13 protein-coding genes, 1 tRNA gene and 1 pseudogene are annotated in these 17731 nt (G+C 63.9%); 10 read left to right on the forward strand and 5 right to left on the reverse strand.

The genetic code is table 11. From position 1 onward, the window contains the following. Window positions 1–88: 88 nt before the first annotated feature. The 5 genes from EOA75_RS03710 (at window position 89) to EOA75_RS03730 (ending at window position 5584) form a co-directional block, all read left to right on the forward strand. The gene (locus EOA75_RS03710) at window positions 89–1039 is read left to right on the forward strand and encodes a DMT family transporter (protein WP_067327997.1); all 951 of its coding nucleotides are present in this window, start codon (window positions 89–91) and stop codon (window positions 1037–1039) included. Window positions 1040–1379: 340 nt separating this feature from the next. Beyond that, a complete protein-coding gene (locus EOA75_RS03715) occupies window positions 1380–2477 on the forward strand; it encodes a polyamine ABC transporter substrate-binding protein (RefSeq protein ID WP_095801099.1) in 1098 nt (365 codons plus the stop codon). A 179-nt stretch (window positions 2478–2656) separates the two neighbouring features. Further along, window positions 2657–3796, forward strand: coding sequence for an ABC transporter ATP-binding protein (locus tag EOA75_RS03720; protein WP_127240938.1), 1140 nt, complete (start codon window positions 2657–2659; stop codon window positions 3794–3796). A 10-nt stretch (window positions 3797–3806) separates the two neighbouring features. Next, entirely contained in the window at window positions 3807–4769 is a 963-nt protein-coding gene (locus EOA75_RS03725; protein ID WP_127323659.1) for an ABC transporter permease subunit, read from the forward strand. Then, window positions 4766–5584: an ABC transporter permease subunit gene (locus EOA75_RS03730; RefSeq protein WP_067327282.1), complete on the forward strand. Its 819-nt coding sequence runs from the start codon at window positions 4766–4768 to the stop codon at window positions 5582–5584. The genes EOA75_RS03725 and EOA75_RS03730 overlap by 4 nt, the downstream gene beginning before the upstream one ends. A gap of 32 nt (window positions 5585–5616) precedes the next feature. Here the strand turns inward: EOA75_RS03730 and EOA75_RS03735 are convergent, their stop codons facing one another. Further along, entirely contained in the window at window positions 5617–7509 is a 1893-nt protein-coding gene (locus EOA75_RS03735; protein WP_095825797.1) for an AsmA family protein, read from the reverse strand. Between the two features lie 262 nt (window positions 7510–7771). On the opposite strand from EOA75_RS03735, the gene EOA75_RS03740 reads away from it, so the two are divergent. Beyond that, a complete protein-coding gene (locus EOA75_RS03740; RefSeq protein ID WP_127323660.1) occupies window positions 7772–9730 on the forward strand; it encodes an acetoacetate--CoA ligase in 1959 nt (652 codons plus the stop codon). A gap of 256 nt (window positions 9731–9986) precedes the next feature. Here the strand turns inward: EOA75_RS03740 and EOA75_RS03745 are convergent, their stop codons facing one another. Further along, entirely contained in the window at window positions 9987–13883 is a 3897-nt protein-coding gene (locus EOA75_RS03745; protein WP_127323661.1) for a PAS domain S-box protein, read from the reverse strand. Between the two features lie 246 nt (window positions 13884–14129). Between EOA75_RS03745 and EOA75_RS03750 the strand changes: the two genes are divergently transcribed. Together EOA75_RS03750 and EOA75_RS03755 are read left to right on the forward strand one after the other, a co-directional pair. Further along, window positions 14130–14588, forward strand: a complete 459-nt coding sequence (locus EOA75_RS03750; RefSeq protein ID WP_066989279.1) for a phasin — start codon at window positions 14130–14132, stop codon at window positions 14586–14588. Between the two features lie 343 nt (window positions 14589–14931). After that, window positions 14932–15008, forward strand: a tRNA-His gene (locus EOA75_RS03755). A 111-nt stretch (window positions 15009–15119) separates the two neighbouring features. On the opposite strand, the pseudogene EOA75_RS34850 reads toward EOA75_RS03755, so the two are convergent. Beyond that, window positions 15120–15394 (reverse strand): annotated as a pseudogene (locus tag EOA75_RS34850) (ABC transporter ATP-binding protein); the annotation flags it as partial. Between EOA75_RS34850 and EOA75_RS34470 the strand changes: the two are divergent. Next, window positions 15287–15622: a hypothetical protein gene (locus EOA75_RS34470; protein ID WP_206516961.1), complete on the forward strand. Its 336-nt coding sequence runs from the start codon at window positions 15287–15289 to the stop codon at window positions 15620–15622. The pseudogene EOA75_RS34850 and the gene EOA75_RS34470 sit on opposite strands and share 108 nt — an antisense overlap. A 255-nt stretch (window positions 15623–15877) precedes the next feature. Beyond that, a complete protein-coding gene (locus tag EOA75_RS03765) occupies window positions 15878–16132 on the forward strand; it encodes a DUF768 domain-containing protein (protein WP_067327302.1) in 255 nt (84 codons plus the stop codon). A 44-nt stretch (window positions 16133–16176) separates the two neighbouring features. Here the strand turns inward: EOA75_RS03765 and EOA75_RS03770 are convergent, their stop codons facing one another. Beyond that, window positions 16177–17295 carry a P1 family peptidase gene (locus EOA75_RS03770; RefSeq protein WP_127323662.1) on the reverse strand — a complete coding sequence of 373 codons (1119 nt, stop codon included), beginning with the start codon at window positions 17293–17295 and terminating at the stop codon, window positions 16177–16179. Between the two features lies 1 nt (window position 17296). Then, the coding region (locus EOA75_RS03775; protein WP_281058518.1) for an exodeoxyribonuclease VII large subunit at window positions 17297–17731 on the reverse strand (435 nt) is incomplete at its 5' end.

Below are 17731 nucleotides of genomic sequence, written 5' to 3' on the forward strand. Positions count from 1 at the left end.
GGCTCCAGCATTTGCGCTACGCGAATGGGATATGGTGTGGTCGTCCGTGGTGGATCGTGCGGCCGGCAAATCGCTGACAATCTCGCCTATGACCGATACCGCCTCGTCTCGCGTTGCCTTGGCTGCCGTCTCGCCGCGCGAGGAGCGGATCGGCATGCTGCTGGTCTTCCTGTCGGCGCTGATGTGGAGTTTTGGCGGCACCATCGCTCGCTTCATCCATGTCGGCGACAGCTGGACCGTGGTGTTCTGGCGCTCGATCTGGGCGGTTGGCTTCCTCGTCGCCTTCATGCTCTGGCGCGACGGCTGGCGCGGCACCTGGAGATTGTTCCGCGACATGGGCTTGCCTGGGCTGGGCGTCGCTCTCTGCTTCGCCACCGCCTCCACGAGCTTCATCGTCGCGCTCGCCTACACGACGGTCGCCAACATCTTGTTGATGCAGGCCGGTGTCCCGCTTCTGGCGGCCATGCTCGCCTGGGTGCTGTTTCGCGAACGCGTGACCCCAGGAACCTGGGTCGCCATTGCCGCCGTCATCACCGGCGTGGCCATCATGGTCTCGGAATCGCTTGACGGCGCCGTCTCGCCGATCGGCGATGGCCTGGCGCTGCTGATCGCGGTGATGTTGTCGTTCGCGACCGTGATCACCCGGCGCTTTGCCCATGTGCGCATGGTGCCGGCCACTTGCCTCGGCGCGTTGCTCGCCGGTGCTTTTGCTGCCTCGCAAGCCACGGAATTCACCGTCTCCGGGCGCGACATGGGCTTTCTTTTCGCCTTCGGCGTCATCAATCTCGGCGTCGGTCTTGCTTTTTTCGCCATGGGCGCCCGCCTGGTGCCCGCGGCGGTCGCGGCGCTGCTCGGCACTTTTGAGCCGATCCTCGGTCCAATCTGGGTGTGGCTCGTCCATTCCGAGGTGCCGTCGGGGCGCACCATCATCGGCGGCGCGGTCGTCATCGCCGCGCTGCTTGTTCATATAGCGTTTGAGTTCAAGCGGCAGACCCGGCCCGAGCGGCCGGGCATCACCGGGCTGCCGTCTCCCAATTGATGCTCGAGTGTCTTCCCCATTGACAACTCCGCTGCGGGCCGGGCAGGCTGCAATTACGGCAACAACAAGACAGGCGTATCTTGCCAAGTGACTCCGCCGGCCTCATCGAGGCCGGACCGCATCGTTACATCTCTGCTTACGCCGCGGCCAACGCCGCTGAGGCCGTCCGAACAGCTTCCTGGAAAGGAGGCAAGGGCGGCGCCCGTCACTCAACGATCCGGCGCACTGCCAGGCGCGCGCGCTTGTGGCTCTCCGGAAATCTCCATAGTCTGAAACAAACGCCGTCCCGCGCCCATGTCGCGACGAGCCGGCACGGGAACACTCACCAAAGGAGAATATCATGATCCGCAAAGCGCTTTTGCTTTCGGCGACTTCGGCCTTTCTGGCGCTCTTCGCCGCGAGCGGCCATGCCGACGACCGCGTCGTCAACGTCTATAACTGGTCGGACTATATCGACAGCTCGATCATCGAGGACTTCACCAAGAAGACCGGCATCAAGGTCGTCTACGACACTTTCGATTCCAACGAGATCCTGGAGACGAAGCTGCTGGCCGGGGGCAGCGGCTATGATGTCGTGGTGCCCAGCGCCAATTTCCTGGCGCGCCAGATCCAGGCCGGCGTCTTCCAGAAGCTCGACAAGTCCAAGCTGCCGAACATCTCCAACATGTGGGATGTCATTTCGGAGCGCACCGCAAAGTATGATCCGAACAATGAGTACTCGGTCAACTACATGTGGGGCACGGTCGGCCTCGGCTACAACGTCAAGAAGGTGCAGGCGGCACTCGGCACCGACAAGATCGACAGCTGGGATGTGTTCTTCAATCCGGAGAGCCTCGCCAAGCTCAAGGATTGCGGCGTCTATGTGCTGGATTCCCCCTCCGACATCATTCCGGCCACGTTGAAACATCTCGGCCTCGATCCAAACAGCACCTCGCCCGACGATATCGCCAAGGCCGAGGAGGCCCTGCTCAAGGTTCGGCCGTATATTCGCAAGTTCCATTCCTCGGAATACATCAACGCGCTGGCAAACGGCGACATCTGCCTGGCGATCGGCTGGTCGGGCGATGTGTTCCAGGCGCGCAACCGCGCCGAGGAGGCCAAGCAGGGCGTCGAGATCGGCTATTCGGTGCCCAAGGAAGGCGCCCAGATGTGGTTCGATCAGATGGCGATCCCAGCCGACGCGCCGCATGTCGCAGAAGCGCATGAGTTCATCAACTACATGATGACGCCGGAAGTCATCGCCAAATCCTCGAATTATGTGCTCTACGCCAACGGCAACAAGGCCTCGCAGCAGTTCGTCGACAAGGCCCTCCTGGAGGACACCTCGGTCTATCCGGACGAGGAGACGACCAAGAAGCTTTACACCGTCCAGCCCTACGATCCCAAGACACAGCGCATCATCACGCGCACCTGGACCAAGATCGTCACCGGCCAATAAGCATCGAGACGCGACCCCGGCAGAAACTGCCGGAGTCGCTTTCTTTAGAAGCAATTCCAGCAACAGTGTGGGACGGTTTTCCGCCCGGAATTGCGTCAGAAACAAAAAGCTGGAGCGGTTCGGCGTTTTCTCGAAACCATGAACCGTTCCAGCGGAACGAAACAGACCCGGAGTGGGACATGAAATCGCTTGGCAGCATCCGCAGGGATTTCGCGCCATGGAATGATCCGAGCGCCAAGCCGTATATCCAGTTCGACAAGGTGACCAAGAAGTTTGGCGACTTCACCGCTGTCAACAATCTGTCGCTGACCATCTTCGAACGTGAGTTCTTCGCCCTGCTCGGCGCCTCGGGCTGCGGCAAGTCGACCCTGCTCAGGATGCTCGCCGGCTTCGAGGAGCCGACCGCGGGGCGCATTCTGCTCGACGGCCAGGACCTGCGCGGCATTCCGCCCTATAAGCGGCCGGTGAACATGATGTTCCAGTCCTATGCGCTGTTTCCGCATATGACGGTGGAAAGGAACATCGCCTTCGGCCTCAAGCAGGAAGGCATGCCCGCTCCCGATATCGAAAAGCGCGTCGCCGAGATGCTGAGGCTGGTCAAGCTCGAGCAGTTCGCCAAGCGCAAGCCGCACCAGCTTTCCGGCGGTCAGCGCCAGCGCGTGGCGCTTGCCCGCTCGGTCGCCAAGCGGCCGAAGGTGCTTTTGCTGGACGAGCCGCTCGGCGCGCTCGACAAGAAGCTGCGTGAGGAGACGCAGTTCGAACTGATGGACCTGCAGCAGGAACTTGGGCTTACCTTCGTCGTCGTCACCCACGACCAGGAGGAAGCCATGACCATGGCCGACCGCATCGCCATCATGGACAGGGGCGAGGTGATGCAGGTGGCGACGCCGGCGGAAATCTACGAGGCCCCGACGTCGCGCTTCGTGGCGCATTTCGTCGGCAATGTGAACATGTTCGAGGGCAAGGTTGCCGAGCGGGCAGCGAATACGACGCGCATCACCGGCGCGACCGGTGCGCAGATCGTTGTCGAGAATGCCACCGACACCACCAAGGGCGCCGACATCGTTTTCGCGATCCGGCCCGAGAAGATCAAGGTCTCGTCGAGGAAGCCGGCCGATGCCGTCAATGCGCTGGAAGGCGAAGTCTATGACGTTGCGTATCTTGGCGACATGACCGTCTACCACATCAAGCTCGACGACGGACAGATGGTGCGGGCAAGCGCGTTGAACGCTGCCCGCGTCAGCGAGGACCCGCTGACCTGGAACGATCGCGCCTGGGTCTCCTTCCGGCCGGACGCCGGCGTCGTGCTGACAAGGTAACAGGGCGGCCATGACCAATATCGCCGCCGCCTCTTCCTCGGCTGAAACCGCCGCTCAGTTGCCGACCAAGCTGGCGAAGGGCTTCGTCGACCGTCTCGTTATCATCATTCCCTATCTCTGGCTGCTGTTCTTCTTCCTTGTCCCGTTCATCATCGTCTTCAAGATCTCGCTGTCGCAGACGGCGATCTCGATGCCGCCTTACACCCCGGTGCTCGATTTCGGCGACGGTATTTCCGGATTCCTCGCCGGCTTTCGCGAGCTCAACTTCGACAATTACACGTGGCTGACCCAGGACGCGCTTTACTTCAACGCCTATGTGACCAGCCTGATCATCGCGGGCATCGCGACGATGCTGACGCTGATCGTCGGCTATCCGATCGCCTATGGCATGGCGCGCGCGCCGGCGACGATCCGGCCGACCTTGCTGATGCTCGTGATCCTGCCGTTCTGGACCTCGTTCCTGATCCGCGTCTATGCCTGGATCGGCATCCTGAAACCCGAAGGGCTGCTCAACCAGGTGCTGCTCGCCACTGGCCTGATCAGCCAGCCGCTGGTCATCCTCAACACCTACACCGCGATCTTCATCGGCATCGTCTATTCCTATCTGCCCTTCATGGTGCTGCCGCTCTACTCGTCGCTGGAGAAGATGGACTATACGCTGATAGAGGCGGCGCAGGATCTCGGCTGCCCGCCGATCGGTGCCTTTTGGAAGATCACCTTCCCGCTGTCGCTGCCGGGCGTGATTGCCGGCTGCTTGCTAGTCTTCATCCCGGCGGTCGGCGAGTTCGTCATACCGGACCTTCTCGGCGGCTCGCAGACGCTGATGATCGGCAAGACGCTGTGGAACGAATTCTTCGCCAACCGCGATTGGCCGGTCTCGTCGGCGGTGGCGGTCATCCTGCTCCTGGTGCTGACCGTCCCGATCATGTTCTTCCAGCAAGCTCAAGCGAAAGCCCAGGAGCAAGGCAAATGAACGCCACCTGGAGCCGCTTCAACATCACCTCGATCGTGCTCGGCTTTGCCTTTCTCTATCTGCCGATCGTGCTTCTCATCGTCTTTTCCTTCAACGAATCCAAGCTCGTCACCGTTTGGGGCGGCTTTTCGACGAAATGGTACGTGTCGCTGTTCCACAACCAGGGCCTGATGGACGCCACCTGGGTGACAGCCCGCGTCGGCGTCATCTCGGCGACCGTTGCCACCGTGCTCGGCACGCTGGCGGCGATCACCTTGACCCGCTACACACGCTTCAAGGGGCGGGTGCTATTTTCCGGCATGGTCTTTGCGCCGCTGGTGATGCCGGAAGTCATTACCGGCCTGTCGCTGCTCTTGCTCTTCGTGGCCGTCGGGCTTGACCGAGGCTTCTTCACCGTCACGCTCGCCCACATCACCTTCACCATGTGCTTCGTGGCCGTCGTCGTGCAGTCGCGACTGGTCTCCTTCGACCGCTCGCTGGAAGAAGCAGCGATGGACCTCGGCGCGCCGCCGGTGAAGACCTTTTTCCAGATCACCTTGCCCGTCATCTTGCCGGCGATCATCTCCGGCTGGATGCTGGCCTTCACGCTCTCGCTCGACGATCTGGTCATCGCCTCCTTCACCTCGGGCCCCGGCGCCACGACGCTGCCGATGAAGATCTACAGCCAGGTGCGCCTCGGCGTGACGCCTGAGATCAATGCCGCCTGCACCATCCTGATCGCCGTCGTCGCGATCGGCGTCATCATTGCCTCGATCGCCAACAAGCGCCGCGAGGTCCAGCGCCAGCGCGATGAGCAGGCGGCGCAACGCGGATAGGGAACAAAGACGGGCGCGACCTGCGCCTTGTTCTATTGGCCTGAAACGCCGCGGCTGATCGGCGAGATGAACGGAGTGCTCCAGTTGCCGCCGACGAAGAACAACGACTGCTTTGAGGGCTGCGGCGCCTGCACCGCTGTCTGACCGGCGGTAGCCGGTTGTTGGGCCGGCTGTTGCTGCGCAGGTTGTCCGTTCGGGATGATGCCGCCCGAGAGCGCCAGCCCGCGCCCGGTATAGGAGGCGATGCCCGAAAGCCAGATCTTGTACTTCTGTGCATTGACCTCGGCCTTGTCCAGCCGCGCCACACCTTTCGAGATGCTCGCCTTGATCTCGGCGCCGTCGATGGGCAGCGAGCCGTCGGCGACGTCGTCGAGGGCGAAGAATCCGCCCTGTTCGTTGCGCTTGAGAAAGGCAGGCAGGTTGAGGCCGTTGAGCGAGCCCGGCCCGAACGTCGCCGAGAAAGACCCGTCGGCGTTCTCGAAGATCGAGTCCCAGGCCTTGCCCGGCCCCTTCAGAATGACCGAGACGGTTCCGGTTCCGGCCGGCACCAGCCGCGTCATCCCCGCCGCGGTGGCGAAGGCGCCGGTGTCGACGTCCGATGCCAAAAGCCGCAACTCGACCTGAGTGCCGTCCGGCTTGCGGTCGAAGCGCAGGCTGCTCTGGATGTTGCCGTTGAAGGCCGACGCGTCGGAGATGTCGAAGACGGCAAGCCCGTTCTTGACCTGCGCGGTCGCGGCGACATCGGCAAGCTGGATCGGGCCGGCGGTGGCGTGCGCCGCCGACAGCCTGAGATCGAGGTTGATCTTGTCGGCGAAGCCGGTGTCGAACTCGCCGGGGCCTGCCTGGCCGGCGGGAGCGATCGGCGTGAAAGCGGAAAGGACCGATCGAAGATCGAGCGTATCGAACGCAAGCGTGCCGGAAATAACGGGCAGGGGCTCGCTGAACGAAAAGTCCAGCGCTCCCATGCCGGGGTTGTTGTCCAGCGCCACCGTCGTGTTCTCGAACTTCGCGCGCCCCGCCGAGGCCGCCACCTTGCTCGCGACCGAGACGGAGCCGATCGCAGCACCAGGCGCCATGCCGGCTTGCGACCATTCAAGCAGGCGTCGCAGCGAAGGGGCGGTGAATTTCGCTTGGCCGTCCAGATAGCCGTTCTCCGACATCGAGGCGACGCCGTCGAAAGAAAGTGTGGCGGGCGCCGCCTTGAAGGCGAGCGTGACGGGGGCGACCCCTCCGGCAAACAGCACCAGCGGCTTCGCCGAGGAAAAATCGATCTGGACGCTTTCGCCGCGCCATATGCCGGTCGCCGTGAGCGCGGCGTCGCTGTTCATCGCCGCCCAGTTCACCTGGCCGCTGAGGCTGCTCAGGATCTCGGTATCCTTGCCGCCAACCGAGGTCACGACGCGGCCGTCGCGGAACTCGACGATGCCGAACGGATCGGAAGGGAGTCTGCCGAGGTCGGGCTTCTGCGGGTTCGCGGTGACCACGCCGCGCGCAGTGTCGATCGAGCGGGTGATGCGGCCGCCGGTCGGCAGCGGCGGCAGATAGAGGCCGCTCGCCTTGCGCTCCACCCTGATCGTCGGCCGCACCAGCCTTGCCGTCGAGAATTGGACGTCGCCCTGCACGGCGGCCATGGCCGAGAGATCGACTTCGACGCGCTCGGCTTCGATCACCGGCGGCGCGTCGGTTTCCGTCCATTGCGACAGCGTCACATCGCTGAGGATGGCCCGGAACTTAGGCCACACCTCGATGCGCGGCGAACCGTCGATCGACACGCGAAAGCCGCTCCAGGCGCTCAATTCCCAAGCGATGCGGTCGCGTACGATGCGCGTCGAGGCAATCAGCGGCAAGGCGGCGACGGCGAGCGCGATGACCAGCACCGCAACGCCGATTACCCATACCCCGCGCCGGATCAAAGATGATCTCATCTCGCCCCGTGAGTTTCCATTGCCGACAAATCGCCCGACGGGTGTAGCCGAGCGCCGACGCTTTTCAAGTCTTTATGGCCCTCCGATGGCGTTTGCGCCGTGTCCTTGCCGGCCATTTCAACAAAATCTTGCTCTGCTGCGCTGCGGTATGCATAAGCGATAAACCCGTCCGGTCCGCCAACGCCACGCCGGTTTTGGGACAACGACGCAGGCGACATCAGGCTTAATTGCCGCAATCGCGACGCGCTTTGGGAGGAACGATATGGCTGCCGACACCCCCTTGTGGACGCCGACGCAGGACCGGATCGCCTCCGCGCCCATGACCGCCTTCATGAAAGCTGCGGTTGCGAAGTCTGGCCAGGCTTTCTCCAGCTATGCCGAGCTCCACCGCTGGTCGATCGACGACCGCGAGGCATTCTGGGACCTTGTCTGGGACTTTTGCGGACTTGTCGGCGACAAGGGCGAGCGGGCTCTGGTCGATGGCGAGAAGATGCCTGGCGCCGCCTTCTTTCCCGACGCGAAACTCAATTTCGCCGAGAACCTTCTGAAAAAAACCGGCGGCAGCCTCGCTATCGTGTTCCGGGGCGAGGACAAGGTCGAGCGCCGGCTGTCCTGGAACGAGCTCCATGCGCTCACTTCGCGCCTGCAGCAGCTCTTCCTGTCGATCGGCGTCAGAGAGGGCGATCGCATTGCCGCCATGATGCCGAACATGCCGGAGACGGTCGCTGCCATGCTGGCTGCCGCCTCGATCGGCGCGGTCTGGTCTTCCTGCTCACCTGATTTCGGCGAACAGGGCGTGCTCGACCGTTTCGGCCAGATCGAGCCGGTCGTCTTCATCGCGCCTGACGGCTATTGGTACAACGGCAAAGCCATCGAGGTCGCCGACAAGATCCGCGCGGTGGCCGAGAAGCTCGCGACCGTGCGCAAGGTGCTGATCGTCGACTATCTCGGCACGTCGGCCGATGTCGCCGCTACCATCGACCAGGCCGAGGCGCTGGAAGGAGCGCTCTCGCCCTTTGCCGCCAGGCCGCTCGCCTTCGAGCGGCTGCCTTTTTCGCACCCGCTCTACATTCTGTTCTCCTCCGGCACGACCGGAATCCCGAAATGCATCGTGCACTCGGTCGGCGGCACGCTGATCCAGCATGTCAAGGAGCAGCGGCTGCATGCCGGCCTGCTGGATGGCGACCGCTTTTTCTACTTCACCACCTGCGGCTGGATGATGTGGAACTGGCTGGTCTCGGGCCTCGCCTCGGGGGCGACGTTGCTGCTCTATGACGGTTCGCCCTTCTACCCCGACGGCAATGCGCTGTTCGATTTCGCCGATGCCGAGAAGATGACCTATTTCGGCACTTCGGCGAAATTCATCGATTCCGTACGCAAGGCAGGGCTGAAGCCGATCGACAGCCACGACCTTGCAAGCGTGCGGACCATCTCATCCACCGGCTCGCCGCTGTCGCCGGAGGATTTCCGCTTCGTCTATGACGGCATCAAGAAGGACGTGCATCTCGCCTCGATATCCGGCGGCACCGACATCGTTTCCTGCTTCGTGCTGGGTGTCCCGACCGAGCCGGTCTGGACCGGCGAGATCCAGGGGCCGGGCCTCGGCCTGGCGGTGGACGTGTGGGACGACGACGGCAAGCCGGTCCGGCAGGAGAAGGGCGAACTCGTCTGCACCAAGGCATTCCCGTCGATGCCGATCGGCTTCTGGAACGATCCGGATGGCAAGAAGTACCACGCGGCCTATTTCGAGCGCTTCGACAACATCTGGTGCCATGGCGACTTCGCCGAATGGACCGCGCATGGCGGCATGGTCATCCATGGCCGCTCCGACGCCACGCTCAATCCAGGCGGGGTGAGAATAGGCACGGCCGAGATCTACAACCAGGTCGAGCAGATGCCGGAAATCCTGGAGGCGCTCTGCATCGGCCAGGATTTCGACAACGACGTGCGCGTCGTGCTGTTCGTGCGGCTGGCCGCCGGCGTGAGCCTCGATGAGGATCTGGAAAAGCGCATCCGCACCAGAATCCGCTCGGGCGCCAGCCCCCGCCATGTGCCGGCGAAGATCGTTGCCGTCACCGACATCCCGCGCACCAAGTCGGGCAAGATCACCGAGCTTGCCGTGCGCGACGTGGTGCATGGTCGCGCCATCAAGAACAAGGAAGCGCTCGCCAATCCGGAGGCGCTGGAGCTGTTCAGGAACCTGCCGCAGCTTGCTGATTAGGCCTCCCCGGCATGGTTAAGAAATAGTGTCGGTCCAATTTACCTAGATTTCACGAGTGGTACACATTCGTAAATTTTTTTGGCTCCCGGTAAGGACTTGTTAAGGGACGGCGCCGATAGTCGCGTGTAACTTGAGGGAGAAATCCCGTTCCTCGTCCCCTGAGGTTCAGCTCAAGCCCCGTTGTGACAGCATCCCATTTTCCAAGGCGTCCTCCAGGACGCCTTTTTCTTTGGCCGAAGCTCGGTCTTGCGGATCGTTATTCGGCCAGCACGCGCGTCGATGGGAAGACGACCTCGACCAGCGTGCCTTCGCCAGGTGTCGATGTGATAGTGAAGCGGGCACGGTTGGCCTCCACCATCGCCTTGGTCAGAGGCAGCCCGAGGCCGGTGCCGTCGCCGCGGCCGCGTTTGAGCGCATTGATCTGCTTGAACGGCTTCAGTGCCTGCTCGATCTCGGCCGGCGTCATGCCGATGCCGGTATCGCGCACGCGCATGACGACGTCGCCGGAGGTCTCGTAGGCGGTGGACACAATCACCTGGCCGCCGGCCTGGGTATAGCGGATGGCGTTGGAAAGTATGTTCAGCGCAATCTGGCGCACACTCCTCAAATCCGCCACCACTTCCGGCAGCCGCGAGGCGAAGCTCGAGCGGATGATGACGCGCTCGCGGTTGGCCTGCGGCTGCATCATCGCCACCGTTTCGGCCAGCGTGTCGTTGAGCGACACCGCCTCATAGGCCATCTCCTGCTGGCCGGCCTCGATCTTGGAGATGTCGAGCAGGTCGTTGACGAGGTCGAGCACGTGGTTGCCCGAACGGTTGATGTCACGCAGATAGTCGCGATAGCGGTCGTTGGCGACCGGGCCGAACTTCTCGTCCACCATCAGTTCGGAAAAGCCGATGATGGCGTTGAGCGGCGTGCGGATCTCATGGCTGATGCGGGCGAGGAAATCCGTCTTCTGCGAGGAGGCACGCTCGGCCACGGCGCGCGCCTGGGTGAGGTCTTCCTCGGCCCGCTTCCACTGCGTGATATCGCGCACGACGGCGCAGAAGCCGCTGTCGTTGGGCAGCCTGCCGATGGTCATGAACAGCGGGATGAAGCGCCCCTGCGCCTCGCGGCCGATCACCTCGCGCCCGTCGTTCAGCAAGCTCGCCACGCCAGGTTCGGAAAGGCCGACGAGATAGTCGCGCGCCGCGCGTTGGCTCTCGATGGCGAACAGCGAGGCAAAGGGCTTGCCGGCGATCTCGTCGCTGTCGAAGCCGAACAGGGCTTCAGCCGGGCGGCTGATCGAGCGGATGTTGCCGTCGCGGCCGATCAGCACCACGCCGTCGGTCGCAGTGTCGATGATGGTGCGCATTTCGGCGATGCGCGACTTCAGTTCGGACACGTCCGGCTGCTGGTTCGGCTCGTCATTGGCCGCGCTGAGATGCGAGGAGGGCGCCTCGTCCTCGCCCGAGCGGCGCACCACCAGCATCAGCGCCTTGCCGCCGCGCCACGGCACCGAGCGCAGGAGCGCATCGATCGGGAATTCCTGGCCCTGGCGGGTTGTGAGCTTCAGCGAACGGTCGCTTTCGTCAGTCTCGCCATCATCGGCGTAATGGTCGGCGAACAGCGCGCCGAGCCCGCCGGCATCGGCAAGGTCTTCCAGCGCGTCGTATCCGGTGAGTTCGAGGAACGCCTCATTGGCATAATGCAGCACGTCGCCGGAATGGATGAGCAGCGGCACAGGCAGCCTGGCGAGGATGGACGTGTCGGGAGCCCTGTCGCCTTCCCCGGTGGAGAAAGCCGAGGGCACGAAGCCCTCGAGCTTGAGCGGCGGCACCGTGAGGCGCGGCCTTTTCGGTGGCGGCGCTTTCGCTTCGCGAGGCTGTCCAGGCGCGGGCAGGGCGCCGTCCCGGTCGGAACCGGCCCAGTCCTCGCTGTCTTCCGCGTCGCGAAAATCGTCGGCGGTCATGCCGTCGTCGTCGCCAGCGCCTGCCTCAGGGGCAGGGGCTTCGGCTCCTGGCCGCTCGGCCGTCGGTTCGGCTGCCCTTTCCGCCGCTGCGGTTTGGCGCCTGTCGGAACCCGCTTCCTGCGCTTCGTCGGTAGCTTTCTCGCGCCCGGCATAGTTGAGCAGCGACCCGGAGGCAGCAGGCGTTTCGTCTTTCCCAGCGGCTGCCGCGGGGACATCGAGGCCGTCGAGCCGAGCCAGATCCTTCTGATCTTCCGCCTCGGTCTCCGCTTCGGCCGTACCAATGGCCTCGTTGCCTTCCGGTATGGCCGGCTCAGGCGAGGTCGCGTCAGTCGCGTTCAGATCGGAGTGGTCGGTCTTCCTCTCACCGGCCAACGGTTGTTCGGCCGTGGGAGCAGCCTTGTCGGCGGTTGCAGCCGCATCTGATTGCTTTTGAGCACCCGCGGTTGCGCCGCTTGGCGGCTCGGCCGGTCCCGAACTTTCCTTCCGCAGCCGCTCGCCGATCTCGCGAAAGGCGCTGCGCTCGAGGATCGACAGCCCTTTCTCACTCGCCGGCCTGTCATTTCCCGGCTGCTTGTCGTTGGCCGGCTGCCTGTGCTCGGCCAGCCGGATCACCTTGTCGGCATAGCGGCGCTCCGGCTTGGGCACGATGGTCAGCGCCGGCACTTCGCCCAGGAACGGGTCGGCAGGTTTCGCCGGCTCGGCCGCGGGTTGCCCGGCGGCAGGTTCGGGTTCTGTCGGAGCGGCGCCATTGGGCACCAGCGCCATGCCGAGCGCTTCCGGGTCGACAACGGCGTCGGCGCTGCGCGCGACGCCGAAGCCGCGGAAGCCTTCGAAGGCGCGGCTGCGGCCATAGACCGGCAGCGCCGCAAGATCGACGGGGATCTTCAGGTCCGTGCCCGCCACCGGCCACAGCACCGAACGTCCCGACCAGGTATCGCGCCGCTCGAGCAGAGTGGCGATCTCGCCCGATGCGTCGAGGCCGAAAGTCGTCGCGACATCCCTGAAGCGGCGACCGATCACATCGGCGGCGGGTTTGCCGACGATATCGGCAAATTCCGGCGACAGCGCGCTGAACTTACCTTCGGCGTCGGTCCGCCAGACGAAACGCAGCGGCGGCGCCGAACGGTCGATTTTGCGCGCCGCGCTCGGCTCGGCCGCCGCCGTTCCGGCGGTGTGCTGCCGGCTTCCGGCCGCGATCTCCGCCGGTCCGATCTGTGGCGGCCTCTCCGGCCCCTTCACGTCGTCGCCGCCGGCATTGAAATACCAATGGTCATGCTGCGCCGGGCCGGCACCGCCTACCAGCGCAGCATCCGGCGCGCGGTCGGCCGTGGCCGCGGTCCCTTGCGTTGGCCGGGCGTCATCCGTGGCCGCTGCCGGGACCGCGTCTGCCTTTTCGCCCTTTGCCGCGGCCGGAGACTGGGTATTGTTCTCTCGGCTCGGCTCGGCGCTGACTGTGGTGTTTTTGTCTTCGGAGACGGCGGGCGCGCTTTCCGGCGCTGCCGACTTACCGGCGTCGGGCTGGTCGTTCCGCTCGCCGTCGAGCTGGTCTTCGTCGATCACCACCAGGAGATGGCGCGCGTCGGTCAAGCGCGCAAAGCCGGCCGGGTAGGAGGTGCTTGCGCCGGGAACAAGCCGCTTGACGATGCGGTCTCCAACGCTTGCCACGTCCGCGACCAGGGCAGCGAGCGTCTCCGGCCTGATGCCGAGCGCGGCAAATCCCTCCGAAGCCGCCTCGACATGGCCTTGGGCGTCGACGAAGGCGATGAAATGTCCGGCCTCGGTGAAGCCGCCAATGGCGCGGCTGGCTATTTCGGCGGCGCCGCGCGAGCCGGTCTGCGCCGCGGGCATCGCCAGCATGATCGCCTTTTCGCCGTCCGGCATCGTTACCGCGCTGGCGAGCAAGCCGACGGCGCGGCTGACCATGCCGGTCGCCAGCCGCACGGTGACGGCGCGGTCGCTGCCGATATCCGGAAAGCCGCTGGTCGCCATGATCTGCCGCCTGGCAATTAGCGGCAGCCGCGCGGAAGCGCCGATGATTGCTTCGATTTCCGGATAGCCGAATACCGCGGCACCTGGCCCGTTGGCCCAGATCACCTGCTCGAGATCGGCCGACAGTATGGCAAGCGCGTCGCCGGCGGCGAAGCGCTGGCGCACCGCGTCGAGTACGGCGACGTCGAGGAAGGAGTAGTTTTCAGGCGGCATGCGCTGGCAGACCTTCCAGGCGGGCTTTTTGAGTTAACGCTTTGTTAATAAAAGCGTACGGGACCAAGGTCCACAAGCCATGCCGTGTATCGGCCGAAATCTCTGGGCTCTTGGTTAATGGCGGGGCGATTTTTTATGGTGCAGTGCAACAAAGATATTGCAATGCACAAAACTTGCCTTTATATTGCCATCATACATGAACGAGACGGCTTTCCGTCAAAGCCGCTGCCCTTGAAAGGTTGGAAAATGTCCAAGACTGCCAAGACCGAGACCATCGAGAACGTTGAATTCCCAAGCTTTGACGCTTCCAAGGCCACCGACCAGATCCGCGCCTTCGCCGAGAAGGGCGTCGAGCAGTCGAAAGAGGCCTATACCAAACTGAAGAACGGCGCCGAGGAGACCCAGAAGGTTCTGGAGTCGACCTACGAGACCGCCAAGACCGTTTCCGGCGATGTCTCGCTGAAGACCATCGCCATCCTTCGCGCCAATGCCGAGGCCAGCTTCTCGCACCTTGAAGCCCTGGTCGGCGCCAAGACGCTGTCGGAAGTCGTCGAACTGCAGACTGCCTTCCTGCGCAAGCGCGCCGAGATGGCCGTCGAGCAGGCCAAGGACTTTCAGGCCGTCGCCTCCAAGGCTGTCGAGGACGTCTCGAAGCCGGTGAAGACCGCTTTCGAGAAGGCGTTCAAGGACATCAAGGCGGCCTGATTTCAGGCGCAACTCAACGATGCATCAAAACGTCGCATTTCGTCAGACAAATAGATGTGCGATGAATTGATGAGATGAATACCCGGAGTGTGAAACCTCCTCCCTTTGCTCTCCGGGGTGACCAGCCAGCTCCTCCTCCCGCTGGCTCGTAACAGGAAAAGGCCGGCACCTCCTCCCGCCGGCCTTTTCTTTTGCCCAATCAGGACTGCGCGGGTTCGTTCATCGGATCTTTGCCTCATCAAAGGCCTTGAATTAGACTCCGATAATCCGTATTGGACGCATCGCCGACGACGGAGCGGACACGGGGAATGATTTTCTCCTCGGATTGCGCTCAGGCGGATGTGCCGTTGTAGCTCAGTTGGTTAGAGCACCAGATTGTGGATCTGGGGGTCGCTGGTTCGAGCCCAGCCAACGGTACCATCGATTCCTGGCGGTCACGTCGCTTTTCCGGCCGCCGCGTCCCAATCCTCTATTGGGTGACGAAGCATCGCCGGGCGACGAAGGGCAGCTCAGGCTGAGCAGCCCGCGCACCTCGCAGAAGGCCAGGCGCCTCTCATAGCCGGTCTGATGGCCGACGGCCTCGTTCTGCGCCATCGTGAAAAGACCTGCACGACACTGACTGCAAGCAGTGTCAGGGCCGTATTCCGAAGCGCCTGTTCGGCAGCCGTCCCGCCGCCCGCAACCATGACGCCCTGCGCTTGGTCTATGGCGCGCCGCAGCAAATGTGGAATCAGAAGCTGCAGCGTCGCGGCAACGAACGGCGAGACGATGGTGATCGCCACCTGCCAAGTATGGCGCAGCGTCATGCCCAGATGCGCAGCAGGGGTGCCGAGACCTTTCCCCGAAGGCTGTCCGCCACCTGCCTGACGCGGCGGAAAGAAGCAGGCACGACGATCAGAGTCGACATTGTATGGGGATATCACTATATAGCGGCGGCTTTCGGTTTCTCGCACCTTGGCTGCGCCTGCGACATCGCCGTAAATGCCTGGTGTTGTGACGGAAATCGGTCTGAAAAACCGGAAGAAAGCAAGTAAAAACAACAGAGCGGATCTTTGACGGTCCTGGCCTAAGCATCATCCTCAACAATCTGAACGTGTCCCTCGAACCTTTCCAGTCCTTCGGCTCCGCGGACCCTGGGCAAGACATCTTGTCCCATGGGCAAGGCATCTTGTCCCATTGGCAAGACGTCTTGCCGGCAGGGGCCGACTCGGCTCGAATGGGCCTGCGTCCCGTGGCGGGACGCGAGCGTTCATGACTACCAACCGGCATTGCCGCTAGGGAAAAGCAGTATGAGTGAACATGCGATCGAGTTCTTGCGCGGATGGATTGGCGAAAAGGTCCAATGCCAGCATTCGCCGGTGAAGATCGACGAGCAGGCCGAAACTCTCGCCAAGGAGTGCTGCGCCAAGGCCGCCGAGGAAGGCATCCTTCTGGAAGACATCCAGGAAGAGGTCGGCGACATCCAGGAACTGATCGCTTCGCGCCTTGAGGAAGTCGCCGAGGAGAGCGAGCAACAGACGACGTCGGACAAGCCGTCCGAATAAGATACCGTGCGCGCGGTTTGTCTGACCTCAGCCGGGCGTCCGGCTTAGCCGAAATTGTCCTTCAGCCACGCCTTTGGCAGCGCCGGCACGAAATTGCCGTCGCGCCCGGTCATGTCCTCATTGGCGACGAGCGCGTTGAGGATCGCCTCCTCCACCCCTTGCACCACAGCATCGAAGAACGGGTCGATATCGACATCGGGAATGAACTCCGCGCGGGCGACGCGGCCTGAAGCCGCCAGCGCGGCCTCGCGATTGGCGGTCGAAAAGGCAAGAAAGATATCGCCCGAGCTGTGGTAGCCGTAGCCGCCGGCCAGGGCGATGCCGAGCGGCACGCGCCTGGCGAGGCGCTTCATCTGGTGCGGCAGGAATGGCGCATCCGTAGCGACGACGGCGATGATCGAGCCCTTTTCGGCGCGCGGCGTGCCTTCGCGGATCGCCGGCTCGGTGAGTTCCGGCCCGACGTGCCGGCCGCGAATGGTGAAGTTGCGCCGCTTGCCGAAATTCGCCTGCACGAACACGCCGAGCGTGTAACTTCTGTCTTGCCATTCGACGATGCGCGAGGCGGTGCCTGACCCGGCCTTGAAGCCGAACGAGATCATGCCGGTGCCGCCGCCGACGCTTCCTTCCTCGATCGCGCCGTCCGTCGCGCCGTCGAGCGCCGAGGCGACATGCTCGAAGCTCACATGGTGGCCGTTGATGTCGTTGAGGAAGCCGTCATAGGTCTCCGCCGCCACCGGCAGGCCCCAGGCGCTGTCGAGCGCCGCCGGCAGCACCCGGCTCATCCAACGCAGCGTTCCGTCGCGGATAAGGCCGCAGGAATGGGTGTTGGTGATGGTAACCGGCAGGTTGAAGGCGCCGGTCTCCTCGATGATATGCGTGCCGGTCAGCTCGCCATTGCCGTTCTGGCTGAACACGCCGGCAAACACCGGCGTCGCCAGTTCGCCGACAGGTCTCGGCAGGATCGCAGTCACGCCGGTGCGCACCGGTCCTATCCCGACTTGCAGCGGGCCCCCGCCGGCAATCAGCGTCGTATAGCCGACCGCGACGCCCGGCACGTCGGTGATGGCGTTGAAGCGGCCGGGCGTGCCGTCCAGTGCGATGTTGAACGAGCGCAGGCGCGGCTTGCCCGACGGCGTGCGCAGATGCGGGTCGCTCCTGCTCATTTCAGAACAACGAGCCCTGGTTGCCCGGCTCCTTGGCCTTGCCCGAGGGCTTGGCGGCCAACTTCGGCCGCGCGCCGCCGCTGGTGGCGATGGCCTCTGCATTGCCGTCGGCGAACTCCAGCTGCAGCGCCGCACCCGGCGCCAGCTCCGCGACGCGCTTGACGACGGTCCCATCGGCGTCCTTGACCAGCGCGAAGCCGCGCGCCAGCACGGCCTTGTGCGACAGCGTGGTGAGCAGCCGGTCGGCCTGGGTAAGAGCGGCACGCAGGCGGTCAAGCCGCCGCGCCATCGCCTGCTCCTGGCGGCGGGTCAGTCCGGCCAGCGTGTCGGCCTGCAGCTTCTGGCGCCTGACGACCGGCGCCGGCGACAGCCTTGCCGAGTTGCGCTGAAAGCGCGCCCGGCTTTGCCGCACGATTGCGAAGAACGCGGCCCGCGC

This window comes from Mesorhizobium sp. M1A.F.Ca.IN.022.07.1.1 (assembly GCF_003997575.1).
Lineage (GTDB): Bacteria > Pseudomonadota > Alphaproteobacteria > Rhizobiales > Rhizobiaceae > Mesorhizobium.